The organism is Rhodococcus sp. NPDC056960 (assembly GCF_042674125.1).
Classification (GTDB): Bacteria; Actinomycetota; Actinomycetes; order Mycobacteriales; family Mycobacteriaceae; genus Rhodococcus_F.
Genome location: NZ_JBHURF010000004.1, coordinates 118,297 through 142,735, shown reverse-complemented (window position 1 = coordinate 142,735; position 24,439 = coordinate 118,297). Strand labels below are relative to the sequence as shown.

13 protein-coding genes are annotated in these 24,439 nt (G+C 68.1%); 5 read left to right on the top strand and 8 right to left on the bottom strand.

Annotated elements, in window-relative coordinates; genetic code table 11:
• The first annotated feature begins 44 nt into the window (after window positions 1–44).
• Complete coding sequence (locus tag ACFTWF_RS07835; RefSeq protein ID WP_378460686.1) at window positions 45–320, top strand: hypothetical protein; 276 nt, start codon at window positions 45–47, stop codon at window positions 318–320.
• On the opposite strand, the gene ACFTWF_RS07830 is transcribed toward ACFTWF_RS07835, so the two are convergent.
• Complete coding sequence (locus tag ACFTWF_RS07830; RefSeq protein WP_378460899.1) at window positions 317–1,018, bottom strand: MspA family porin; 702 nt, start codon at window positions 1,016–1,018, stop codon at window positions 317–319. The genes ACFTWF_RS07835 and ACFTWF_RS07830 overlap by 4 nt on opposite strands.
• A gap of 214 nt (window positions 1,019–1,232) precedes the next feature.
• Here ACFTWF_RS07830 and ACFTWF_RS07825 point away from each other — a divergent pair, with 214 nt between their 5' ends.
• The 4 genes from ACFTWF_RS07825 to ACFTWF_RS07810 all read left to right on the top strand — a co-directional run bounded on the left by ACFTWF_RS07825 (window position 1,233) and on the right by ACFTWF_RS07810 (window position 10,935).
• Window positions 1,233–3,032, top strand: a complete 1,800-nt coding sequence (locus ACFTWF_RS07825) for a glycosyl transferase (protein ID WP_378460685.1) — start codon at window positions 1,233–1,235, stop codon at window positions 3,030–3,032.
• A gap of 55 nt (window positions 3,033–3,087) precedes the next feature.
• On the top strand, window positions 3,088–6,324 hold the full coding sequence (locus ACFTWF_RS07820; RefSeq protein WP_378460684.1) for an arabinosyltransferase domain-containing protein: 3,237 nt from the start codon (window positions 3,088–3,090) through the stop codon (window positions 6,322–6,324).
• Between the two features lie 66 nt (window positions 6,325–6,390).
• The gene (locus ACFTWF_RS07815; RefSeq protein ID WP_378460683.1) at window positions 6,391–9,714 is read left to right on the top strand and encodes an arabinosyltransferase domain-containing protein; all 3,324 of its coding nucleotides are present in this window, start codon (window positions 6,391–6,393) and stop codon (window positions 9,712–9,714) included.
• 246 nt (window positions 9,715–9,960) lie between these two features.
• On the top strand, window positions 9,961–10,935 hold the full coding sequence (locus ACFTWF_RS07810; protein WP_378460898.1) for a hypothetical protein: 975 nt from the start codon (window positions 9,961–9,963) through the stop codon (window positions 10,933–10,935).
• A 77-nt stretch (window positions 10,936–11,012) separates the two neighbouring features.
• On the opposite strand, the gene ACFTWF_RS07805 is transcribed toward ACFTWF_RS07810, so the two are convergent.
• The 7 genes from ACFTWF_RS07805 to ACFTWF_RS07775 all read right to left on the bottom strand — a co-directional run bounded on the left by ACFTWF_RS07805 (window position 11,013) and on the right by ACFTWF_RS07775 (window position 24,426).
• Window positions 11,013–12,557 (bottom strand): acyl-CoA carboxylase subunit beta, encoded by a 1,545-nt coding sequence (locus ACFTWF_RS07805; protein ID WP_378460682.1) that lies wholly within the window; start codon window positions 12,555–12,557, stop codon window positions 11,013–11,015.
• Entirely contained in the window at window positions 12,554–17,488 is a 4,935-nt protein-coding gene (gene pks13, locus ACFTWF_RS07800) for a polyketide synthase Pks13 (RefSeq protein ID WP_378460897.1), read from the bottom strand. Before pks13 ends, ACFTWF_RS07805 begins: the two co-directional genes overlap by 4 nt.
• A gap of 73 nt (window positions 17,489–17,561) precedes the next feature.
• Window positions 17,562–19,457, bottom strand: a complete 1,896-nt coding sequence (fadD32, locus tag ACFTWF_RS07795; RefSeq protein ID WP_378460681.1) for a long-chain-fatty-acid--AMP ligase FadD32 — start codon at window positions 19,455–19,457, stop codon at window positions 17,562–17,564.
• A gap of 187 nt (window positions 19,458–19,644) precedes the next feature.
• A complete protein-coding gene (locus tag ACFTWF_RS07790; protein ID WP_378460680.1) occupies window positions 19,645–20,634 on the bottom strand; it encodes an LLM class F420-dependent oxidoreductase in 990 nt (329 codons plus the stop codon).
• Window positions 20,635–20,827: 193 nt separating this feature from the next.
• The gene (locus ACFTWF_RS07785) at window positions 20,828–21,808 is read right to left on the bottom strand and encodes a cutinase family protein (RefSeq protein WP_378460679.1); all 981 of its coding nucleotides are present in this window, start codon (window positions 21,806–21,808) and stop codon (window positions 20,828–20,830) included.
• 6 nt (window positions 21,809–21,814) lie between these two features.
• Window positions 21,815–22,396 (bottom strand): DUF732 domain-containing protein, encoded by a 582-nt coding sequence (locus ACFTWF_RS07780; protein WP_378460678.1) that lies wholly within the window; start codon window positions 22,394–22,396, stop codon window positions 21,815–21,817.
• Window positions 22,397–22,521: 125 nt separating this feature from the next.
• Window positions 22,522–24,426, bottom strand: coding sequence for an alpha/beta hydrolase-fold protein (locus tag ACFTWF_RS07775; RefSeq protein WP_378460896.1), 1,905 nt, complete (start codon window positions 24,424–24,426; stop codon window positions 22,522–22,524).
• Window positions 24,427–24,439 lie beyond the last annotated feature (13 nt).

Sequence of the window (24,439 nt, the reverse complement as noted above, 5' to 3'; positions counted from 1 at the left end):
TCCGTCCCCCGAGGGGAATTGTCGGGACGTCGCGAGGAGCGGTCATGCCGGAAGTTGTGGAGCCTCGACGTGCCGGTGGCGGTGCCGAAGACTATCTTCTCGGCACCGCCGACGGTGAGGTGGTCGTGCTTGCCGGACTCGCCGTGACGATCGGAGCGATCATCGGCGTCTACGTCGGGCACTGGGCGCTTTTCGTGGTCGCCTTGCTCGGTGCCGCCGGGCTGATCGCCGGCGACATCGTCGTCCATATCAGCCGACAGGGGTCGCCGGACATCAGTCCGGCGACCCCTGTCAGGCACCCTGTCGGGCGGGCTGCCTAGTTGAGCTTCTGCGGCACACCGTAAGTCATGACGGTGTCACCGTTCTCTGTTACCGCCATCGCGTACGGACGGATGGTGACCGGCCCGATAGCACCGGAGATGGAGCCATGAACTCCCTGCATCCTGACCACAGCAGCGGATCCGTCGAACTCCTGGCCTTCGAGGAGCGGGACGGTGGTGATTCCACCGGGCTCCAGGTCGATGTCGAGTTCCTGCGACGGAATGATGTCACCGGCGAGTTCCGCGTTGGTCCCGGCGTTCAGGTCCAGCGTGAAGTCCGGGACGAGTCCCAGATTGATTCCGTTGCTCGATCCGATCGCGAACCCGAGTCCGGGCGAGTTGAGAACGATCGTGGCACCGGCCAAGGAAACCGGGTAACCGATCTGATAGCCGACGGTGAGCTGAGTGCCCTTGAACTCCTCCGCGTTCGGGCCGGTGATTGCGACCCCCGCGTAACCGTTGTGGAAGAACTCCACGCTGGTCGGCACGCCGTCCAGAGGCGGTACCACCTGATACTGAGTGTCGCCCTGCACGACTTCGATGCGATTTCCCCTCGAGTCGATCACCGAGCTGGAATTGTCGACACCGGCCGAGGCCGTGCCGTTGCCCATGACCATGGCAAGCACTGCGATGCCTGCGACTGCCGCCGAGCGTGTAAAGCGTTTGTACCCAAATCGAGATGTGCTGATGTCCGTCATGCCGACCCCATTCAGAGTGCGCTGCAACCGATACGAAAAAGCATGCTGAGCGTAACCAGTGGGGCAGAAGAATATCCCTGTATTGATCAGAAGTTCACAAATCAACTTGATGTGATACATGCAACAATTACCCGATCGCCACCCAGGAAGCTCTCAGCGGTCTCCGGTACCCTCGATCGATTGACATCGACCCGAGAACCGGAGGCGCTGCTGCGTGACTGAGATACTCACCCAGGTCGAGACCACTCGGCCGGCGGAGACCACCAGCACCACCGCTCGCCCACTCCGCTCCCGCCTCCGGCCGCACCCGGCCGATGCCGCGGCGGTCGTCTTCTACGCCGGCCTGGCCGTATTCGTGCTGGTCCGCCAATGGAAACACCTCGGCACCGGCTACCTGGTCCGCAGCGGCCAGGACCAGACGATGTGGGAATGGTTCTTCGCCGTCGCCGCGCGATCGCTGGTCCACCTGGAGAATCCGCTGTCCAGCGACCTCCAGAACTACCCGCTCGGCGTCAACCTGATGGGCAACACGGCGATGTTCGGCATCAGCATCCCGCTGTCGCCCGTCACACTGCTGTTCGGACCGACCGTCACGTTCACGCTGGCGCTCACACTTGGCTTGTCGGGCACCGCAATTGCCTGGTACTGGGTATTTTCCCGGCACGTGGTGTCGTCACGCTTCGCAGCCGCGGTCGGCGGTGGCCTGTGCGGTTTCGCTCCGGCCCTGATCTCGCACACCAACGGGCACCCCAATTTCGTCGCGTTGTTCCTGCTGCCGTTCATCGCACTGGCCGTGATCCGGCTGGGCAGCGGCCTGCGCCCGGTCCGCGACGGCATCGTCCTCGGCCTGCTGATCGCCTATCAGATCTTCCTCGGCGAAGAACCCCTCCTGATCTACGCATTGGCGTTCGCGGTCTTCGGTTTCGCGTTCGCGGCGTCCCGGCCGCGGACGGCGTTCGCGGCGGCCAAGCGCAGCATCAAGGGCTTCGCGGTGGCGGGCGGTGTCGCACTGGCGATCGCCGCGATACCTCTGTGGTGGCAGTTCTTCGGGCCCGACAGCTACCGGGCGATCGAGCACGGACCCGTCGGCAACGACACCGAATCCTTCACCAGCTTCCCGACGTCTTCGCTGGCAGGCGAGCCGGGTTCGGCCGAGTTCAGCATGAACGCCACCGAGGAGAACGCCTATTTCGGTTGGCCTCTGCTGATCCTCCTCGGCCTGTCGGCACTGTGGTTGTGGCGCATGCCGTTGGCCCGCGCCGCGGCCGCAACGGTCGTCGCGATGGGCGTGCTCTCACTCGGCACGTCGTTGACCATCGGCGGCTGGGACTCCGGAATTCCATTGCCGTGGAAGCTGATTTCCCATCTCCCCCTCCTCGAATCGGTGCTCGAATCGCGGTTCGCGATGGGCTGCCTGCCCGCCGCCGCGCTACTGCTCGCGCTCGGCACCGACCGCGCGCTGGCGTCCGCCCGCGAAGGCCAGCGGACCACCACGCTGCTGTGGGTGGGGTGGCTCGCCGTCGCCCTCCTTCCGCTGACCCCCACACCTCTCGCGGTCGTGCAGCGCGACGCCGCACCGAACTTCTTCGCCGACGGCACGTGGCGGGAGTACGTCACCGACGGTTCGGTCGTCACCGTGCCGCTCCCCTCCCCGGAGAACGCGCGCATGCTGCGGTGGCAGACCGAACAGGATCTCGCATTCCCCATCGCCGGTGGATATTTCGTCGGTCCGGCCGGCAGCGAGCAACGGGGGAAGTACGGGCCCGACGACCGTCCCACCGCCCTGCTCCTCGCCGCCGCCCAGTCGTCCGGTCAGGTGCCCGCCATCGACGACGCGGCGAGGGCCCAGGCGCTGGCGGATCTGAAATTCTGGAACGCCGACGTCCTGGTTCTGCCGCACACCCAGAACGATCGCGTGCTGCGCGAGACGGTCCGTCAACTCGTCGGCTTTCCCGCGAAACCCGTCGACGGCGTGTGGTTGTGGGACGTGCGGGAGTGGCCTTCGGCCCCGTGAGTACTTATTAACCGCCGGACGTTAATAAGTACTCACGGGTGACTAACATCGTGCTGTGCCGCCCCAACCACCGCTGTCCGACGTACGGAGCATTCGTACTTCCCGGCTCGTCGCGATCGTCACCGGTCTGATCGGTTTCGTACTCGCTCTGGCCACCCCGTTCCTGCCGGTCAAGCAGGATGTCGCGTCCATCGACTGGCCGCAGGGCGGCGCCGTGAACAGTGTCGAGGCGCCGCTCGTCTCGTACACACCGCTGGACATGCAGGTCAGCGTCCCCTGCTCGGTATTCACCGAACTCGGGTCCGCCGGCGGCACCGTCGTCTCCACCCTCCCGAACCGGGCGCCCGACTTCGAGAAGAACGGCCTCGTGGTCAGGGCCGGCGCCGGCGGCACGGTCGACGTCACGATTCGCGGCACGTCCCTGATCTCGGCGACCGCCGCGGACCTCCAGGGCTGCACGGCCCTCACCGTCACCTCCGACCACCAGCGGACGTCCGCCGAGGTCACGGGCACCGCACAGCCGGTGACCGGTTCCGTCGAGGGCGACCAGCGACCACAGATGGTCGGCCTGTTCACCGACCTGCAGGGGACGGCACCGGCCGGGTTGAGCGTGCACGTCAGCCCCGACTCCCGATTCTCGTCCAGCCCGACCCTTCTCAAGTTGCTGGCGATGATCGTGTGCGTCCTCGCGACGTTGACGTCGCTGTACGCGCTGCACCGGGTGGACGGCATCGACGGCCGCCGCGCCCGCCGGTTCCTGCCCGCGCACTGGTGGAGGTTCACCGGCGTCGACGCCGTCGTGATCGGGACGTTGCTGCTGTGGCACGTGGTCGGCGCCAACACTTCCGACGACGGCTATCTCCTCGGCATGGCCCGCGTCTCGGAACATTCCGGCTACATGGCCAACTACTTCCGCTGGTTCGGCGTCCCCGAGGCGCCGTTCGGGTGGTCGTACGAACTTCTCGCGGCGCTGGCGAAGGTGAGCACCGCGAGCATGTGGATGCGGCTGCCGACGCTGCTCGCCGCCCTGCTCTGCTGGATGGTGATCAGCCGCGAGGTCATCCCCCGGCTCGGTGTGGCGGTGCGCCGCAACAGGACTGCCCTCTGGACCGGCGGGCTCGTCTTCCTCGCGTTCTGGTTGCCGTACGACAACGGGCTGCGCCCGGAGCCGGTCATCGCGCTCGGCGCCCTGCTGACGTGGTGTTCGATCGAACGCGCCATCGCCACCGGACGACTACTCCCCGGCGCGGTCGCCGTGCTGATCGCCGCGTTCTCGCTCGCGGCCGGACCGTCGGGCCTGATCTGCATCGCCGCGCTCATCGCGGGCGCCCGGCCGATCCTGCAGATCGTCATCGCGCGGGGCCATCGGGTGGGATTCGCCTCCCAGATCCTGCCGATCCTCGCCGCCGGAACGGTGGTGATGGTGGCCGTGTTCGCGGATCAGACGCTGGCCACGGTGCTCGAGTCGACCCGGGTGCGGACCGCCCTCGGCCCCAACGTCGCATGGTTCGACGAGCGGCTGCGCTGGGATTCGCTCATGGGGATCTCGCCGGACGGCTCGCTGGCCCGCCGGTTCGGCGTGTTCGTGATGCTGTTGTGCGTCGTGGTCTGCGTGATGCTGATCCTGCGCAAGGGGAAGGTGCCCGGGACCGCGATCGGACCGTCCCGCCGCATCCTCGGCATCGTGTTCGCGTCGCTGCTGCTGATGATGTTCACGCCCACCAAGTGGACCCACCACTTCGGTGTGTACGCCGGACTCGCGGGCTCGGTGGCGGTGCTCGCCGCGGTCGGTGTGGGCGCCGCGAGTATCCGGTCCAAACGCAACCGCACCCTGTTCGCGGCGGGCGTCCTCTTCATCCTCGCGGTCGCGTTCACCAGTTCCAACGGCTGGTGGTACGTGTCCAGCTACGGCGTCCCGTGGTGGGACAAGCCGCCGATGATCGCAGGCAAGGGCTTCTCCACCGTGTTCCTGGGACTCACGGTGCTCACGCTGCTCCTCGCCGCCTGGTACCACGTCCGCGAACCGTACGAGAACGGCAAGAAGCCCAACGGCAAGCGCGCCCGGATGCTCGCGCCGTCGCCGCTGACCGTCGCCGCCGGTGCCGTCGTCCTGTTCGAGGTGCTGTCGCTGCTCAAGGGCGCCGTCGCGCAGTACCCCGGGTACTCCATCGCGAAGGCCAACATCGAATCGGTGACCGGCGGCACGTGCGCGCTCGCCGACGAGGTTCTCGTCGAAACGGATCCGACCGCGGCCCTGCTTCAGCCGATCACCCCGGTCACCGACCCGAACGGCGCCGGTGCGTTCGGCGCGACCTCGGCGGAGGGGTTCACTCCCAACGGCATCGCCGACGACCTCACCGCCGACTCCGAGAAGATCGCCACCGGCGGCGCCAACACCGTCGACACCGAGACCGACGAGACGACGACGGGCACCAGCTCCGGCACCGGCGGCGGCACCGAGGCCACCGCCGGAGTCAACGGCAGCACTGTGACGCTGCCGTTCGGTCTCGACCCCGCCCGGACCCCGGTTCTCGGCAGCTACCAGCGGGGTGGGGAGCAGAAACCCGCCGCCCTCACCACCGGCTGGTACGGACTGCCCGAGCGCAGCGACGACGCACCGATCCTCACGATCTCGGCCGCCGGACGCATCCGGTCCGTCGACGCGGACGGCGTCGTCACCCCCGGGCAGATTCTGAAGGTCGAATACGGCGTCACCGGCCCGGACGGCTCGGTGACCGTGCTCGGCACCGTCGACCCGATCGACATCGGGCCGTCGCCGTCGTGGCGCAACCTGCGGGTGCCGCTCGATCAGCTTCCCGCCGACGCGAACACGGTCCGGCTGGTGGCCGACGACCCGGCCACCGACCCCGGCCAGTGGCTGGCGGTCACGCCGCCCCGGGTGCCGAAGATGCAGACGCTGCAGACCGTCGTCGGCTCCAGCGACCCGGTGCTCCTCGACTGGGCTGTCGGGCTCGCATTCCCCTGCCAGCGACCCTTCGACCACCGCTACGGCGTCGCCGAGGTCCCGGACTGGCGCGTCCTGCCCGACCGCATCGGCGCCGAGTCCACCAATGCCTGGCAGGACAAGTTCGGCGGCGGACCACTGGGCTGGACCGACCAGCTCCTGTCGGCGAGCACCCTGGCCACGTACCTGTCGAACGACTGGGACCGCGACTGGGGCTCGCTCGAGCGGTACACGCCACTCGACGAGTCGGCAACGCCGGCGCAGGTGGAGTCCGGACAGGTGACCAGGTCGGGTACCTGGTCACCTGGCCCGGTGCGCTACCAATAGGCGGAGCTCTAGCCTCTGGTAGCCACGGATATGCCTCCTCAGGTTCCTGACATACCATCGACAACCGTGCCCGACGCCGTGACAACTTCCGTCTCCGAACCCGAAGCCTCTTCGCCACCTGCTCGCCAGGACCGGCGGAGTGAGTACCGGACCGCTCGTCTGGTTGCCATCGTCACCGGCCTCATCGGGTTCGTGCTGGCAGTGGCCACCCCGTTCATGCCGGTCCAGCAGACCACCGCAGCCGTGAACTGGCCGCAGAACGGCATCGTCGGCGATGTCGAGGCGCCGCTGATGTCTCAGGTACCCGTCGACCTGTCGGCGGCCATCCCGTGCTCCGCGGTGGCCCAGCTCCCCCCGCAGGGCGGCATCCTGCTGGCCACCGCACCCGCGCAGGGTGAGGGTGCCGCGCTGAACGCGATGTTCGTCCGGGTGTCCGACAAGTCGGTGGACGTGCTCGACCGCAACGTGACGATCGCGACGGCACCCCGCGAACAGGTGCTGTCGGGCGCCTGCTCCGAGATCCGCATCACATCGAACATCGACGCGACGTCCGCCGAGTTCGCCGGCCTCACCACTCCGGCCGGCGACCCCATCGCCGGTTCCCTCGTCGGCGACCTCCGCCCCCAGGTGGTGGGCGTGTTCAGCGACCTCCGCGACGGCGCGGCGCCCGCGGGCCTGTCGTTCACGATGAACGTCGACTCCCGGTTCTCGTCGAGCCCCACAGTCATCAAGCTGGTCGCCATGATCGTGGCGCTCCTCGCCACGGCCATCGCCCTGGTCGCCCTCGGCCGCCTCGACGGCACCGACGGGCGCGGGCACCGCAACTTCCTGCCGTCGCACTGGTGGAAGTTCACCGGGCTCGACACGATTGTCGTGGGCACGCTGGTGCTGTGGCACTTCATCGGCGCCAACACCTCCGACGACGGCTACCTGCTCACCATGGCCCGCGTCTCCGACCACGCCGGGTACATGGCCAACTACTTCCGCTGGTTCGGCGTCCCCGAAGCACCGTTCGGCTGGTATTACGACGTCCTCGCTGCGATGGCGAAGATCTCGACGGCCAGCCCGTTCATGCGGCTACCCGCCCTCGTCGCCGGCATCCTGTGCTGGATGGTGATCAGCCGGGAGGTCGCTCCGCGCCTCGGCCGGTCCGTCCGGCGTAACAAGGTCGCGTTGTGGACCGGCGGCCTCGTCTTCCTGTCGTTCTGGCTGCCGTTCAACAACGGTCTGCGCCCCGAGCCCATCGTGGCACTCGGCGCCCTGCTCACCTGGTGTTCCATCGAGCGTTCCATCGCCACCGGACGCCTCCTCCCCGCCGCTGTCGCGGTGCTGATCGGCGCGTTCACGCTCGCCGCCGCCCCCACCGGCCTGATGTGTGTGGCCGCCCTGCTCGCCGGCGCCCGCCCGCTCGTCCGCATCGTCGTCAAACGCCACCGCCAGGTGGGAACGCTGCCGCTGCTCGCCCCGATCGCGGCCGCGGGCACGATCGTCCTGGTGGTCGTGTTCGCCGACCAGACCCTGGCCGCCGTGATGGAAGCCACCCGGGTCCGCACCCTGATCGGCCCGAACCTCGAGTGGTACAAGGACTTCCTGCGCTACTACTACCTGTTCGTCCCCACCGTCGACGGGTCCGTGGCGCGCCGCTTCGCGTTCCTGACGATGATCCTGTGCCTGCTGACGACCCTGTTCATCCTGTTGCGCCGCAAGCGGATTCCCGGTGCCGCCACCGGACCGTCGTGGCGTCTGCTCGGCGTCGTGTTCGGCACGATCTTCTTCATGATGTTCAACCCCACCAAGTGGACCCACCACTTCGGGGCGTACGCGGGCATCGCCGGTTCACTGGCCGCGCTCACCGCCGTCGCGGTGTCGGCGTCGGCGCTGCGGTCGCGCCGCAATCGCACGATCTTCCTGGCCGGACTGCTGCTGATGCTGGCCCTGACGTTCGCCGGCATCAACGGCTACTGGTACGTCTCGAGCTACGGTGTGCCGTGGTTCGACAAACCCGTCTCCATCGGCGGGCGCCAGTCCAACACGTTCTTCCTCGTCCTGTTCGGTCTGGCAGTCGCACTGGCCGCCTGGCAGTACCTGCGGGAGGGATTCGCCGCGCCACCCGCCCGCGCGAACACCGAGAAGGGCAGGCGGATCAGGAAATTCGCTGCAGCCCCCCTCACCGTCATCGCCGGCATCATGGTGCTGTTCGAGGTCCTCTCCCTCCTCAAGGGCGCCGTCTCCCAGTACCCGGCGTACTCGCTGGCCCGCTCCAACTTCGACTCCCTCGCCGGCCAGACCTGCGGACTGGCCGAGGACGTCCTCGTCGAAGGCGACACCAACAGCGGAAACCTCGCACCCCTCGCCGACCCCGGACAGCCGCTCGCGAACCCCGCCGACCCGCTCGGCGGCGCGAACCCCGTCGGGTTCTCCCCCAACGGGGTGCCGTCCGACCTGACCGCCGACTTCGTCGAGGTCAAGCAGGGCATGGGCAACACCGACAACCAGAGCGTCGGCCCCACCTTCGAGACCGGATCGAGCGCCGGAACCAGCGGCGGCACCGGACGCGTCGGCGTCAACGGCAGCGACGCCAAACTGCCGTTCGGACTCGACCCCGGCACCACCCCCGTCATGGGCAGCTACCAGGAAGGCGTCCAGGAACCGGCCACGCTGTCGTCCAGCTGGTACGCACTCCCCGAACGCAGCGCCGACGCCCCGCTCATCGTCATGTCCGCCGCCGGACGCATCTGGTCGGTCGACTCGACCGGCGCCCTCACCTACGGCCAGTCGCTGCTCCTCGAATACGGCAAGCGCCAGCCCGACGGCACCGTCCAGTCGCAGGGCACCTACCTGCCCAAGGACATCGGCCCGGCGCCGTCGTGGCGCAACCTGCGCGTCCCGATCGACGAACTGTCCCCGGACGCCGACGCCGTCCGGATCGTCGCCAACGACCCCAACCTCACCGGCGACCAGTGGCTCGCATTCACCCCGCCACGCGTACCGAAACTCGAGACCCTCAACTCGACGATCGGCAGCTCACAGCCGGTGCTGCTCGACTGGGCCGTGGGCCTGCAGTTCCCCTGCCAGCGCCCGTTCGATCACCAGTACGGGGTCGCGGAAATGCCGAACTACCGCATCCTCCCCGACCGCCCTCTGGCCGTCAGCTCCACCGACACCTGGCAGTCCGCGGAGAACGGTGGCCCCCTCGGCTTCACCGAACTCCTCGCCAGCGCCACCGCCATCCCCACCTACATGCGGGACGACTGGGGCCGCGACTGGGGCTCCCTCGAACGCTTCGACCGGTACTACCCGAACGCCACCGCGGCCACCGTCGACACCGACACCGCCACCCGCTCGGGACTCTGGAACCCCGGCACCCTGCGGGTGTACGACAGCCCGTAAACGGTTCCTGCGCGGCGTGCGCCGCTAGCTCGGCGTGCGTCGCTAGCTCGGCTTGCGTCGCCCGATGTCACACGCGTTCCGTCTGACTGAACAAATGTCACATCGGGCGCCGCGCCGGGCGGTCCGATACGACGGAAACGCAGGTTTCGCGGTGACGTTATCCACAACGTTCCGCTCATCCACAGGCCAATTTCCGACGTGGACTTTTCGGCGACGCGCCGATTCGCCCACGGCATGCTCGGACCCATGCGAAGAGGACGCTGGGCCGAAGACCTGTCTGCAATAGCCGCCGTCAGCCGGGACGGGGTGATCCGGGCCGCCACCCTGGAGCGACTGGGTGTCGCGAAGGGCACCATCTCCTCGCGCTGCAACGACGGCGGCCCGTGGCAGCGGATCCTCCCCGGCGTGGTCCTACTGCACAACGGGCCACCGACGACGCTGCAACGCAATCTCGCGGCCCTCGAATACGGCGGCCCGGACGCCCTGCTGTCGGGGCATGCCGCCCTCGCTGCCTTCGGCTACACCGCGTCGGCGTCCAGGAACGACGTCCTGCTGCTCATCCCGTCCACGCGGCATCGGCGGGATTGGTCGTACGTGAAGGTCGAGCGCACCTGGCGCATGCCCGAACCGATCCACCGGGGGCTGCTGCGACTCGCACCACCGGCGCGCAGCCTCCTGGACGCCGGGCGTCGTACCGTCCAGGCAGACAGCTGCCGTGCGCTCCTCGCCGGCGGCATCCAGCGCGGCGACGTGACTGTCGACGAACTCGCACGCGAACTGTCGCAGGGCAGCGACCGCGGCAGCCGCCTGCCTCGGGCGGTCCTGCGGGAGCTGAGCGACGACGCGCATTCCGTCGCCGAGATTCACGCGCAGAAGCTGTACGCGACGAGCGGTCTCCCGCCGATGCGGCACAACGTGGACGTGCTGTCGGCCGCCGGGCTGTGGATCGCGCGCCCCGACGGCTGGCTGGACGACGTCGCCGTCGCATGGGAGATCGACTCGCTGAAGTACCACTTCTCGCCCGAACTCCACGAGGCGACGGTTCGGCGGCGGGCGCGGATGCAGCGCGAGGGAATCATCGTCGTGACGCACCTGCCGAAGCAGGTTTCGGCCGACCCGTCGACGGTCCTCGCGGATCTGCTTGCCGCGTACTCGCTCGCGGCGTCACGACCCCGGCCTGCGGTGTTCGTTCACGTCGAACCGAAACTGCGGTCGGCATGAGTCACCGCGGCGCCCGATGTGACATCGGTGCAATCGGAGTGCACCGGTGCGACATCGGGCGAGCGGGTGAGGTCGACTCAGAGGGGCATCAGGTCGTGCTTGCGCGGGTTGCGCTGCACCTTCTTGTCGCGCAGCATCGTCAGCGCCTTGCGGATCTCGAGGCGGGTGGTCGAGGGCTCGATCACCGCGTCGATGTAGCCGCGCTCGGCGGCGATGTACGGCGTCGCGATGTTCTCGTTGTAGAAGTTGATCAGCTGCCGGCGCACGGCGGGGGCGTTCTCGCCCGCGGCCTCGATCTGCCGGCGTCCGATCAGGTCGACCGCGCCCTCGGCGCCCATCACCGCGATGCGGGCGGTGGGCCAGGCGAAGTTGATGTCGGCACCCAGCTGCTTGGACCCCATGACGGCGTAGGCGCCGCCGTACGCCTTGCGGATCACGACCGTCACCTTCGGCACGGTCGCCGTCACGAACGCGAAGATGAACCGGCCACCGCGCTTGATGACGCCGATCCGCTCCTGCTCGAGTCCCGGGAGGAATCCCGGGGTGTCGACCGCGAACACCAGCGGGATGTCGAAGGCGTCGCAGATGCGGATGAAGTGCGCCGCCTTGTCGGACGCCTGGGCGTCGAGCGCCCCCGCCGCGACCAGCGGCTGGTTGGCGATGACTCCGACAGTGCGGCCGTCCACCCGGGCGAAGCCGGTGATGATGTTCAGCGCGACCTGTCCGCCGATCTCGTGGAACTCGCCGTCGTCGAAGATCCTCAGCAGGATGTCGTGCATGTCGTAGCCGGCGTTGTCGGCGTCGGGGATGAACGTGTCCAGATCACGGTCGGACGCCGTGATCTCCGGTTCGAGCCCCGGGTTGACGATCGGCGGCTTCTCCATGCAGCTCGACGGCAGGAAGCTGAGGTACTCGCGCACCCACTGGAACGCGGCCTTCTCGTCCGGCGCGATGTGGTGCAGGTTGCCGTACTGGGCCTGGTTCCGGGCGCCGCCGAGTTCCTCGAGGCTGACGTCCTCGCCCGTGATCTTCCGGACCACGTCGGGTCCGGTGACGAACATGTACGACTCTTCAGTGGCCACCAGCACGTCGGTGTTGATCGGCGCATACACCGCACCGCCCGCGCACTTGCCGAGGATCATCGAGATCTGCGGGCACATCCCGGACAGCGGCTCCTGCCGACGGCCGAGCTCCGCGTACCAGGCCAGCGAGGTCACCGCGTCCTGCACCCGGGCGCCGCCCGAGTCGTTGATGCCGACGCAGGGGCAGCCGATCTTCGCGGCGAACTCCATGATCGCGGCCACCTTGCGGCCGAACATCTCACCGACCGAGCCGCCGAACACGGTCTGGTCGTGCGAGAACACCGCGACGGGGCGTCCGTCGACGGTCCCGTGGCCGGTGACGACGCCGTCGCTGTAGAGGGCGTTCGGGTCGCCGGGCTGGCGCATCAGCCCGCCGACCTCGATGAAACTACCCGGGTCGAGCAGCATGTCGATGCGCTCGCGCGCGCTCGGAATGCCCTTCTTCGCGCGTTTGGCGATCGCCACGTCGCCCGCGGGTTCCTTTGCCAGCGCAAGCTTTTCGCGCAGTTCGGCAAGCTTCTCTGCGGTGGTGGTGGTCACTGATGTGCTCCGGTTCCGGCGGCCTGGATCGCCGCCAGCTTCTTGGTGAGGTCGGCACCGACCTTCGCGATGTACGGCTCGTCGACGATCTGGATGTGATCGCCGCCCACGTGGATGATCTCCAGGTTCTTCACCGCGTCACCCCAGCCGCCGTCCGGCTTGCGGGTCTTGAACGCAGGCTCGAGGTTCATCACGTCGTCGTGGTACCGGTCGGCCATGTACAGGACGACGTCGCCGTCGTACTGCTCCAGCTCGGCGGTCTGGATCGCCCGGTTGTCGAGCCACGACGTCCGCTGATGCTCGATGATTCCACCCGGAATCTTCGTGCCGCTCAGCTTGAGCAGTTCCGTGAGGATCTTGATCTGCTCTTCGTCGCTCTCCGCCGCAGCGAGCTTGTCGTACGGCAGCGGGTAGTCCACGTTGTACGTCTTCTTCGCGAACGCGGCGTACCGCTGCCAGCGCTTCCGGATCTCGTCGGGGGTGTCCTCGACCTTCTCCCCGGCCATGACCGTGTCGATCAGCCCGACGATCCGGACGTCTGCACCCGACTCGCGCAGCAACTTCGCCACCGCGTAGGCCAGCACACCGCCCAGCGACCAGCCGTACAGCACGTATGGTCCGTCGCCCTGGATCTCGCGGATCAACGGCAGGTACTCGGCCGCTCGGACGTCGATCGGACCCTCGGTGCGCTCGAACCCGTACATCGGCGTGCCCTCCGGCAGACGCTTCAGCAGCGGCTCGTACGCGACGGTCGAACCACCGGCCGGGTGGAACACGAACACCGGGACGGCGTCGGAACCCTCCGGGCGGGGCCGCAGGGCGCGGACCAGACCGTCGATCTTGCCGGAGTCCTCGAGGAATCCGCGCACCACGTTGGCCAGTTCCTCGATGGTGGTGGAATCGAGGACGTCGTCGAACGTGATCTCGCCGTTCGCGCGTTCCGACAGGCGGGCCGCGAGCTTCTCCGCCTGCTCGTCGCCCAGGATCGGCAGCGTGTTGAAGATGCCCTTGGCGGACTCACCAGTGACGACGGCCCACGTCGCGAACGTCAGGCGCTCGGCAGCGTCGCGCGGCGGAACGTCACCGTCCGCAACCGGCCCCTGCGGGGTCTCGGGGGTCTCGGGCGCCTCCGCGGTCTCGGGCACCGGGGTGTCCGCGATGATCGCCTCGGCCTCCGCCTCCACCGACGTGTCCTCGGCGTCGAGCGCCGACTCGGAGACGGCCGCTGCGGCTTCCTCGGCCTCCGCCGCTTCCTTCTCGGCCTTCTGCTGGTCCGCCAGCGCCTGCACCTCTTCGCGGTTCTCGACCGCGTAGCGCAGGTACTTGGCGACCTCCATCAGGTTGGCGTCCTTGACCGCCTGCAGCTGCAGCTGCGGGATGTCGAACTCGTACTCGACGCGGTTCTTGATGCGGACGGCCATCAGCGAATCGAGGCCCAGCTCGATGAGCGGGATCTCGGCCGGCAGGTCCTCGGGGGCGTAGCCCATGGACTCGGCGACAATCAGCGCGAGCCGGTCTTCCAGCGTCTGCGATCCGTTCGGATCCCACTTGTCGCCGATGTCCTCGACGACCTCCGGCAGTTCCTCGACCGGCGACGTCACCTGCACCGGCGCGACGACGGGCTCGGGCAGCGCCTCACCGGACGTGACGGCGGCGTCGAACAGCAGTGTGAAGCTCGCACCGCTCTTCGCGTGCACCTGCAGCGACGCCCCACCCGGATGCGGGTTGAGTGTGGTGGTGAGCGTTCCCTCGGCCGGAGCGTGCGCGTGCAAGACGGACGCGGCGAGCGTCACGTCCGACAGCACCTGGGACGCAGCGGCGGTGACCAGCGCGGGCAAGTCGGTGACCGCACCGGCCTGGACCTCCCACACGTGGCGGCCGTCCGGCAGCGACACGTGCGCGCCCGGGATCCGGGTGTTACCGCTCGAATCGATCCGGGTCTCCACCCAGTACGGCTTGCGGATCCACGCGGTGCGCGGAACTGCCGCGAAATCGCCGTCCGGCAGCAGCGAGGACAGGTCGACGGCGTGCCCGTGCACGTACAGCTGCGCCAGCGCGGCGAGGACACCGAGCGGCTCGTCCTCCTTGCGCTTGAGCGTCTGGATGAGCTGCATGTCGTGCAGACCGGCGTCGAATGCGGTAGCCGCCACGGACATCAGGGCCACCGGGTTGGGTGCCAGCTCCACGAACGTGGTGTGCCCGCTGCCGACGGCGAGGCGGACCGCGTTGGTGAAGTACACGCTGTGGCGCAGGCCCTTGGTCCAGTACTCCTCGCGGTGGATCGGCTCGTGGCCGGCGCGGTAGTAGGTGTCCTGGTCGACCGACGAGTACACGCCCAGCTTCAGCTTGGTCGGCTCGATGCCGGCCAGCTCCGCGGCCAGCTCACCCAGCAGCGGGTCGACCTGCGAGGTGTGGCTGGCGCCCTTCGTCTTCAGGACGCGGGCCATCTTCTCTTCGCCCTCGGCGCGCGCCACGATGGCGTTGACCTCGGGTTCCGGTCCACCGATCACGGTGTGCGTCGGGGCCGCGTACACGCAGACCTCGAGGTGGGGGAAGTCGGTGAGGACGGTCTCGATCTCGGACGCGCTGTATTCGACGAGCGCCATCAGGCGGATGTCGTCGCCCTCGAGCGTGGCCTCGGCCTCACCCATCAGGCGGGACCGCGCGCAGATCACCCGCACGGCGTCCTCGAGCGGGAGACCGCCCGAGATGTACGCCGCGGCGGCCTCACCCATCGAGTGCCCGACGACGGCTTCCGGCTCGGCGCCGTGGTGACGCAGCAGGGCCGCCAGACCGATCTGGATGGTGAAGATGCCGACCTGCGAGGTCTCGACGTCGTAGTCGATCGCGTCGTCGAGGAACTTCTCCTTCATGGAGTAGCCGGCCTCGTCCTCGATGAGCGCGTCGACCTCGTCGATGGCCGCGGCGAAGACCGGGTTCTCCAGGTAGAGCTGCTTCGCCATCTTGCGGTGCTGCGAACCGAAGCCCGACAGCACCCAGACGGCACCCTTCGACGACGGCGAGTCCGCGGTGAACACACCCTGACCGGGCTTGCCTGCGGCGACGGCACGCAGACCGGTGATGGCCTCGGCGCGGGTCTTCGCGAGTACCGCGGCACGCGAGCGGCCGTGGTTGCGGCGTGCGAGAGCGCGGGCGACGTCGGTGAGCGCGGTGGTGCTGCCCTCTTCCGTCTCCAGCCAGTCGGCCAGATCCGCGGCGGCACGGCGGCGACGCGACGGCAGCGCACCCGACACCGCGAGAACGACCGTCGGCTCGACGGCCTCGGACACCGACGTCTCGGTGGGAACGGCGGGGGCGGGAGCGGCCGGCTCGGCCGCCTCGTCCACGGTCCGCCCGGTGTACTCGCGCACGACGACGTGCGCGTTGGTGCCACCGAAACCGAACCCGGACACACCGGCAACGGCGGAACCGGTGTAGCGCGGCCACGCCGCGCCTTCCGGGATGACCTGCAGGTGCGCCTTGTCGAACGCGATGTAGGGGTTGGGTCCGGCGAAGTTCAGCGTCGGCGGCAGGGTGTCTTCCTGCATCGACAGCACGACCTTGATCAGACCCGCGGCGCCCGCCGCCGCCTCGAGGTGACCGAAGTTGGTCTTCGCCGAGCCGAGCAGCGCCGGCTTGTCGTCGGCGCGCCCACGACCGACGACGCGTCCGAGCGCGTCCGCCTCGATGGGATCGCCGAGGATGGTGCCGGTGCCGTGCGCCTCGATGTAGTCGACGCCGGCCGGGTTGATACCCGCGTCGCGGTAGGCGTGCCGCAGCACGTCGGCCTGCGCGTCGGGATTCGGCGCCGCGAGACCGTTCGAGCGACCGTCCTGGTTGACCGCGCTGCCGGCGATGACGGCGAGGATCTCGTCGCCGTCCCGCTCGGCGTCCTCGAGACGCTTGAGGACGACGAGACCGCCGCCCTCGGCGCGGATCATGCCGTCGGCATCGGAGGAGAACGCCTTGATACGGCCGTTGGGGGCCATCACACCCAGCTGGTCGAAGCCCAGCGTGGCGGGCGGGGCCACGAGCATGTTGACGCCGCCGGCGAGCGCGAGATCCGACTCACCGGACCGCAGCGAACGCACCGCCTGGTGCACCGCCACCAGCGACGACGAGCACGCCGTGTCGAGGGCGATGGACGGTCCGCGGAAGTCGTAGAAGTACGAGACACGGTTGGCGACGATGGACGTCGACGTACCGGTCAGCGCGTATGGATGCGCATGGACGGGATCGCTGACCGCGAGCAACTGGTAGTCGTTGGCGGAGCTGCCGATGAACACACCGACCTGCTCGCCCTTGAGGTCGCTGGCCGGGATGCGGGCATGCTCGAGCGCCTCCCATGTCAGTTCCATCGCCAGCCGCTGCTGCGGATCGACGTTCGCGACCTCCAGCGGGGACATCGCGAAGAATTCCGCATCGAACGTCTTCACGTCGTCGAGGTAGCCGCCCTGCGTGTTTGCCTTCTCGACGGCGGCCTTGATCTGCGGGTCGGAGGTGAACTCCTCCCAGCGGCCCTCGGGCAGGTCGGAGATGCCGTCGCGGCCCTCCGCCAGCATCCGCCACATCTCGGCGGGAGTCGTTCCCGCCCCCGGGAACCGCGCGGCCAGGCCGACGATCGCGATGTCGTGTGCGTCCGACGTCGCCGCCGACGTGTAGTACGCGGCGTCCGTCGAATCGTCGGGCTGCTCGGGTTCGCCCTCGATGATGCGGGTGGCCAGCGACGCGATGGTGGGGTGCTGGTACGCGACCGTCGCCGTGAGCGTGACGCCGACCAGTTCCTCGATCTCGCCACTCAGTGCGACGGCGTCGCGAGACGACAGGCCGAACTCCTCCATCGGGCGGTCGTCGGTGATCTGACCGACCGGTTGCCCGGTGGCGTCGGCAATCCAGTTGCGCAGCCAGTCACGCAGCTGCGCGACCGTCATGTCACCTGCATTGCTGGTCCGGTCATCATCTTTTTCAGCCATCAACTCACCAAGCTACCCGTCAGGAAGTGGACTATTCGGAAACGCTATCGGGGAAGGCCGTCTGCGTGTATCCGCCGCGCAGGGTGCCTTCGATGTAGCTCGCCTTGCACGCGCGGCGGGCGATCTTGCCGCTCGACGTGCGGGGAATCGAGCCCGCGGGCACCAGCAGGATGTCGCGCGCGGTGACGCCGTGCCTGGTCGACAAAGCGGCACGTACGGTGTCGGCGACGGGTTGCGGGTCGGCCTTGCCGGCACCCGGTGCGCGCTCGGCGACGATCACGAGCTGCTCGGACGAATCGTCCGCGTCATAGTTCAGACCCGAGTGCGTGTTCTCGAACACGACGGCGGGCAGCTGGTTGGCCGGGACCGCGAACGCGGCGACGAAGCCGGGGCGCAGCGCGGTGCTGGCCTCCTGCGCCGAGAACTCGAGGTCCTGCGGGTAGTGGTTGCGGCCGTCGACGATCACGAGGTCCTTGACGCGGCCCGTGATGAACAGCTCGCCGTCGATGTACACGCCGTAGTCGCCGGTGCGCATCCAGTTCGCGTCCTCGGACGTACCCTCCGCATGGCTGCCCTCGGCGAGCCGGTTGGTCAGCTTGTTGTGGAACGTCTCGGCGGTCTCGTCGGTGCGACCCCAGTACCCGATGCCGATGTTCTCGCCGTGCAACCAGATCTCACCGACCCGGTCGTCGGGCTGCTCGATGCGCGACTCCGGGTCGACGATGGCAGCCCACTGGCTGCGCGCGACATACCCGCAGGACACCTGCGGGATGGCGTTCTCGGCGTCCTGGTCCACCTTCACGACACGGCCGGCGTTGAGTTCGTCGCGATCGACGTAGATGACGCGGGCCTCGTCGGAGTGCCGGGTGGAGGACACGAACAGGGTGGCCTCGGCCATGCCGTACGACGGCTTGATCGCCGTCTTCGGCAGACCGTACGGCGCGAACGCCTCGTTGAACTTGCGCATCGACGACGTGGTCACCGGCTCGCTGCCGTTGATGAGGCCGATGACGTTGCTGAGGTCGAGGCTCTCGCCGTTCTTCGGCAGACCACGGGCGGCCGCGTGCTCGAACGCGAAGTTGGGCGCGGCGGCGAACGTGCCCGCACCGTCGGACACGGCAGCCAGTTCCTTGATCCACCGGTAAGGCCGCTGCACGAATGCGCGCGGACTCATGATGGTGATGTACTTGCCGCCCAGCGCGGGCAGGATGACCGTCAGCAGACCCATGTCGTGGAACAGCGGCAGCCAGGTGACGCCACGCGAGTTCTCGTTGAGTTCGATGGAGTCGACCATCTGCAGCGCGTTGGTGCCCACGGCGCGGTGGGTGATCTCCACACCGGCGGGCACGCGGGTGGAGCCGGACGTGTACTGCAGGTACGCGATGTCGTCGAGGTCGATCTCGGGGCGCACCCAGGATTCGCCGACGCTGTCGGGGATGGCGTCGACGGCGATGATGCGGGGACGCTCGGCGGCCGGGAGGGACCGGAAGAACTGCCGAACACCCGCGGCGGAGGAGGTGGCCGTGAGGATGGCGGCAGGCTTGCAGTCACCGAGAACAGCGTGCAGGCGGTCGGTGTGGCCCGGTTCGTCTGGGTCGAACAGGGGCACCGAGATGGTTCCGGCGTGGATGGCGGCGAAGAAGGAGATGACGTAGTCGAGACCCTGCGGCGCCAGGACTGCGACTCGGTCGCCGGGCTTGGTGACCTGCTGGAGGCGAGCCGCGACGGCGCGCAACCGGTGGCCGAACTGTTCCCAGGTCAGCTCCTGCGCTTCGCCGTCTCTGTCGCGCGAATAGTCGATGTAGCGGTATGCCAGCTCGTCCGAGTTCTCCCGGGTGTGCCGCTGGACGTAATCGACCAGCGTGCTTCCCGAGTCGAGCCTGATGTGGCCCGTCTCGTCGATAAAATCATCGAACTTCGCGTTCATTCCATCTCCTCCGAAGCGATCACACAGGCATGCCACCGGCATGACTGCGCCCCAGACTTCCTTCGCCGAATCGGATCTTGTACAACTCGCGGGGAATGACGTAACACGCCACTCACCCGAATAAGTTCATCGAGTCCAAACCATCGATATGTTACAGATTGGCATCGCCGCCCTCGGTACGCTGCGTCTACTCGCCCTTCAATTGCGAGATGATCGGCGCGAACGCATCCATCTGTGTGGGGAACACACCGACGTAAGACATTGTCGTCTTTTCTCGCACCATACGGATCTGATCCGCGATCTCCTCGAAGCTTCCGATCGCGAGATAAGGCGAGCTCAGGATGTCTTCGACGGACAGCTTGGTGTCGACCTCGATGTTCGGCGGGAAGCCCTGGTCGAGGGCGGCGAGCGCCATCTCGGCGGTCTGCTCCCGGTCGTCGGTGATGACGATCGTGGTGATGGTCCAGTTCAGTTCGATGTCGTCGAATCGGTCTCCGGCGGCCTCCCGGATCCGGTCGACTCGTTCCATCGTCTTGTCGAGCGTGACCCCCGACAGCAGGAGCTTGCCGTCCTTGCTGGTGGGCGTCGCCACGGAGATGATGTCGGCGTATTTGGCGGCGAGGGCCAGCATCTTCGGGCCGCCACCGCCGACGGCGATGGGGGGACGCGGACCCTGCCGCGGTCGCGGGCTGCCCGTCAGTCCCTTGATCTGGTAGTACTTGCCGTCGAAGTTGCACTCCTGGCCACGCAGCAGCACGTCGAGGATCTGCAGGGACTCCTCGAGCTTGGCGATCCGGACGCCCGGGCGTTCGTACTCGATGCCGCCCTTGTCGAACTCTTCCTTCATCCATCCTGCGCCGATGCCCAGTTCGAGGCGGCCACCCGACAGCACGTCGATGGTGGCGGCGTCCTTGGCGAGAATCGCCGGGTGCCGGAAGCCGTTGGCGAGGACGGCGGTACCGAGGCGGATCTTGTCGGTGGCGACCGCGAGCGCGCCGAGTGCGGCGATCGGTCCGACCTGGTTGCCGAGGTGGTCGGGGATCATGAAGCTGTCGAACCCGAGTTCTTCGGCCTTCTGCGCGAGCTTGACGAACCGACGCGCGCCGCCCTCGTCTGCGTTGCCCTCTCCGCCTGCCGCGAATCGGAACTTACGCAACGAGCTGGCGTCGGAACTCATGAATAGCTTCTCCTGTGGTGAAACGCCCCCGTTTCAGGACGTGAACATCGGTGGGTCGGGCACCGGTGGTACCGCAACAGTGCAGCACTCTACCGGTGCCGGGAAACGCGCACTACCGGCCAGTACACGTCTCGTCTCTCTGTTTGGGACGTTTCACGGCTCACCGACCACGGTGAACCCATCCGCCACAAAATCAACTGTGGGCCGGGGTCGGGGCTGCCTCGATCTTCTCGGCGGCCCAACCGGCGATCCACTGCGTCGCGGTGGTGCCGGAGTCGTCCACCACGTACGAGTTGTACATCGCGTGGACGGGGTTGTTGTTGTACTCCAGAAGTCGCAGCCCGCTGCCGATCCAGTTGCTCGGCTTCAGCGCCTGCGCCGGGGCGTCGCAGATTCCGTCGGACGGGGCACAGATCTCGACCGCCCGATCGGTGAGTTCGCCGAAACCGCCGGGCCGGGCACCCGTCATCGTGATGCCGGGGATCTGCAGTCCGGCCAGCGACAGTTCGGCGCCGACACCGGCGACCGGCTGGCCCACGTTCGTGGCGGCTGCCGGGTCCCGGCGACCGTCGGCGATGAGCCCGACACCGAGCATCAGATCGGCCGGAACGGGCCCGTCACCAGCGCCGATGCTCGACGCGACGTCGCCGGCGATGACCGCGCCCTGGGAGAATCCGGTGAGCAGGAAGCTGGTGAGGGGGCACTCGGCGTGGCGGCGCATCAGGATGTCGTTGGTGGCGGCCGTACCCGCGCCGCGGCTGTTGTTGTACGACTGCTGCCCGTCCGGCGGGAAGGCGACCGGATTCGAGAACTGCGCGACGTACGGAACGGTGTACACGTCGGCGCGCGACGACGGGAACTGCGCCTGCAGGGGTCGCGACACGTTGAGCATCAGCGATGCCGGGTTGGCCGTGGGGTTGTACGGATCGTCGGTGGCGCTGGACTCCCACGTGCCCGGGACGACCACCACCTGGACGTCGGGGCAACTGGCCGGCTGGGCGTTGGGACGTTCGGGACCGGGCGGGGTCGGGATCGGCTTGGGCAGCCTCCCGGCGAGGAGATACCAGAGCGCGATCACTGCGACGAGAATCACCAGCAGGATCACGATCAGCACCATCAGCTTGCGCAGGAGGCTGCTCTTCTTCTTCCGCGTTCCGCGCCCGGTCCACGTCATCGGCGTCTACTTGCAGTAGGTCGCGTGGGCGACATCCACGTACGTCTGTGCGTTGGCCGTGGCCTGCTCCGGGGTCAGTTGCTGACCAGCAGCGGACGCTTCGGTGCCGACCATGGCTGTGACGAACACCATCGTGTCGACGTCACTCTTGCCCTCGGCCTTGGCCTGACAGATGAAGTCGGCGGTACTCACGGCCATCGTGCCATCGGCGGCCGGCGCGATGCCCTTGCTCTTCAGCGCATCGAGGAACTTCTGGCCTTCGGCGCTGACCGGGACCTCACTGGGGCCGGGGAAATCGTTCGGAACCGCCTGGGGCTGCTCCGGCGGCGCCGTCGCCGCCTCGCCGGGGCTCGTCACCGGCGCCGAGGCCGACGCCGAGGCCGACGCGCCGGCGCTGGGCGCGGCGGACGCCGAACTCTCGGCCGTGCTGGACGCAGCGGCGGAAGTCGTTGCGCTGGTGGACGGGTTGGACGTCGCCGTGGAGTCGTCGCTACCGCACCCGACCAACAATCCGCTCGCTGCGACGGCGAGCGCGCCTACCGCGATCGCCCGTCGGAAGGTGGTGCTGATACGTGAGTGCTGCGGCATCTATTCCGTCCTTGCTTTCCAAGTCGTTGTCTCTCGACAGGGTACAGACGCAGATCGGGCGGAACCCTGGTCCGCCGGACCCGGCTCCGCCCGCTGCGCGTGAGATTTCTAGCGTTTCCGGACCATCAGTGAATCTCGGCCTTGTTGTCGATCACTGTGACGTAACCGGTCTTGAAGTTCTGCTGGACACCACCGGGAATGGCGAACTTGTCGCTGATCGGGAATCCGAGCCGGCCGCCCTCGTAGCCTGCGCTCTTCCAGGCGTCGAAGATCGGTCCGTTCTCGACGGCCCAGGCTCCCGACAGCGGACTCCAGTAGATGTTGCCGTTCTCGAATTGGTTGAACCGGCCGCCGTCCTTGACGGCGATCTCGCTGGTCTTCGGGAATCCGAGCCAACCGCCCTCGTAGCCGAGTTCGGCGTACTTGCCCATGATCATTCCCTGCACGCCGTGGGTGCCGTTCGCAGGACTGAAGTACATGGCGCCGATCTCGAAGCCCTGCACCGCACCGTCCTTGCCGGGGGTCGGAACTTCGTCGGCCACCGGGTATCCGAGGGGGCCACCCTCCCAGCCCTGGCGCGCCCACTCGTCGCGGATCGCGCCGCGGACGGCGTGCGCACCGGTCTGCGGCGTCCAGTAGATGGAGCCGTGCTCGAAGTGGTTGAAACGACCGCGGCCGTCGGGGGTGCCCAGCTCCGGCGTCGTCGGGTAGCCGAGCGGTCCGCCGGGACCACCGGTCGCCTGGTAGACACCGCCGATGGCACCTGCCACCGGCTGGGCGCCGGTGTCGGACTTGGCGAAGATCCGGCCGTTGCGGAAGTCCTGGACCGTTCCGCCCGCGAGGCTGTACTCGGGGGTGAGGCAGTCACCGATCCACGGGTTGGCGCCCGCGACCCCGGCGATGGAACCACCGGTGGTGCATGCCGGCTTCTCGGGTTCGACGTCGACGGCGCTGGCGAGCTGGGGCCACAGCTGGTGGAGTTCGAACTGCCAGTACGGCCACGAGTGGGTGCCGGACGGCCGGTAGTTGACCTGCGCCGGGATGCCCAGCTTGTTGAGCTTGGTCGCGAAGGTCTGGGAGGTGAGACGAGAGAGGATCTCGAGCCCCATACCCGCGTAATTGGTGCTGACGCCGGGGATCCCGGACGGCTGATCGTAGGGGCCGGTGGTTCCGCTGCCGCTGGAGATGTAGAGGCTGACGCCCTTGAGCTTGTCGGCCAGCAGGTAGGGGTCGTGCTCCTCCCACGCCGAACTGGTCGGGGGACCCCACATCGCGTTCGCGTCGAATCCGCCCGCGTCGCTCATCGCGTACGCGACGGCCTGCGGCATGCCGAGCGCGGTGGTGGTGAGCATGCCGGACAGCGAGGCGGCGAACTTGAAGAATCCGTGGTTGCGGGCCGCGAGGAACATCGCGGACGTGCCGCCCATCGAGAGACCGACGACGCCGCGGGTCTGCGTGGTGCGCCAGTCGCTCTCGAGGATCGGGGGCAGTTCCTTCGTGAGGAACGTCTCCCACTGGTAGTTCTGGCCGTTGTCCTGGGCCACCCAGTCGGAGTAGAAGCTGGACTGCCCGCCCACCGGGAGGACGACGTTGATGTTCTTGTCGGCGAAGAACGATTGGGCGTCGGTCTCGAGAGTCCAGCCGTTCTCGTTGTCCTGCGCGCGGAGACCGTCGAGCATGTACACGGACGGGAATTTCTCCGTCGGCTTCGAATTCCAGTCGCGTGCCAGCAGCATCTGCACCTGGATCGGCACTCCCATCGACGGGGAGTTGATCCAGATCGCGACGCGACGGTCGGAGAGCCAGTCGACGTGATGGATCGTCGCACCGCTGGGGGCCTGCGTGGCCACCGGCGCCTGCGCGGCGGCGGGTGCCGCGTGGACGACCGGGAGAGCCGACGCGGTGGCGGTCTGGGTGAACCCGACCGCCACCGGCACCACGAGCACAGCGGCAAGCGAGGCGAGCGTCCGCCTTCGAACGTTTCCGGCCGACGAACGCTGACGTCCTGCACTGAACAGGCCTACTCGCATGACGGTCACTCTC

Excerpts from the sequence above, each read along its gene's own strand:
- fadD32 (WP_378460681.1), bottom strand. The coding sequence starts at position 19,457 with ATGAACGCGAAGTTCGATGATTTTATCGACGAGACGGGCCACATCAGG.
- ACFTWF_RS07810 (WP_378460898.1), top strand. The coding sequence starts at position 9,961 with ATGCGAAGAGGACGCTGGGCCGAAGACCTGTCTGCAATAGCCGCCGTC.
- ACFTWF_RS07790 (WP_378460680.1), bottom strand. The coding sequence starts at position 20,634 with ATGAGTTCCGACGCCAGCTCGTTGCGTAAGTTCCGATTCGCGGCAGGC.
- ACFTWF_RS07785 (WP_378460679.1), bottom strand. The coding sequence starts at position 21,808 with ATGACGTGGACCGGGCGCGGAACGCGGAAGAAGAAGAGCAGCCTCCTG.
- ACFTWF_RS07830 (WP_378460899.1), bottom strand. The coding sequence starts at position 1,018 with ATGACGGACATCAGCACATCTCGATTTGGGTACAAACGCTTTACACGC.
- pks13 (WP_378460897.1), bottom strand. The coding sequence starts at position 17,488 with ATGACGGTCGCGCAGCTGCGTGACTGGCTGCGCAACTGGATTGCCGAC.
- ACFTWF_RS07775 (WP_378460896.1), bottom strand. The coding sequence starts at position 24,426 with ATGCGAGTAGGCCTGTTCAGTGCAGGACGTCAGCGTTCGTCGGCCGGA.
- ACFTWF_RS07835 (WP_378460686.1), top strand. The coding sequence starts at position 45 with ATGCCGGAAGTTGTGGAGCCTCGACGTGCCGGTGGCGGTGCCGAAGAC.
- ACFTWF_RS07780 (WP_378460678.1), bottom strand. The coding sequence starts at position 22,396 with ATGCCGCAGCACTCACGTATCAGCACCACCTTCCGACGGGCGATCGCG.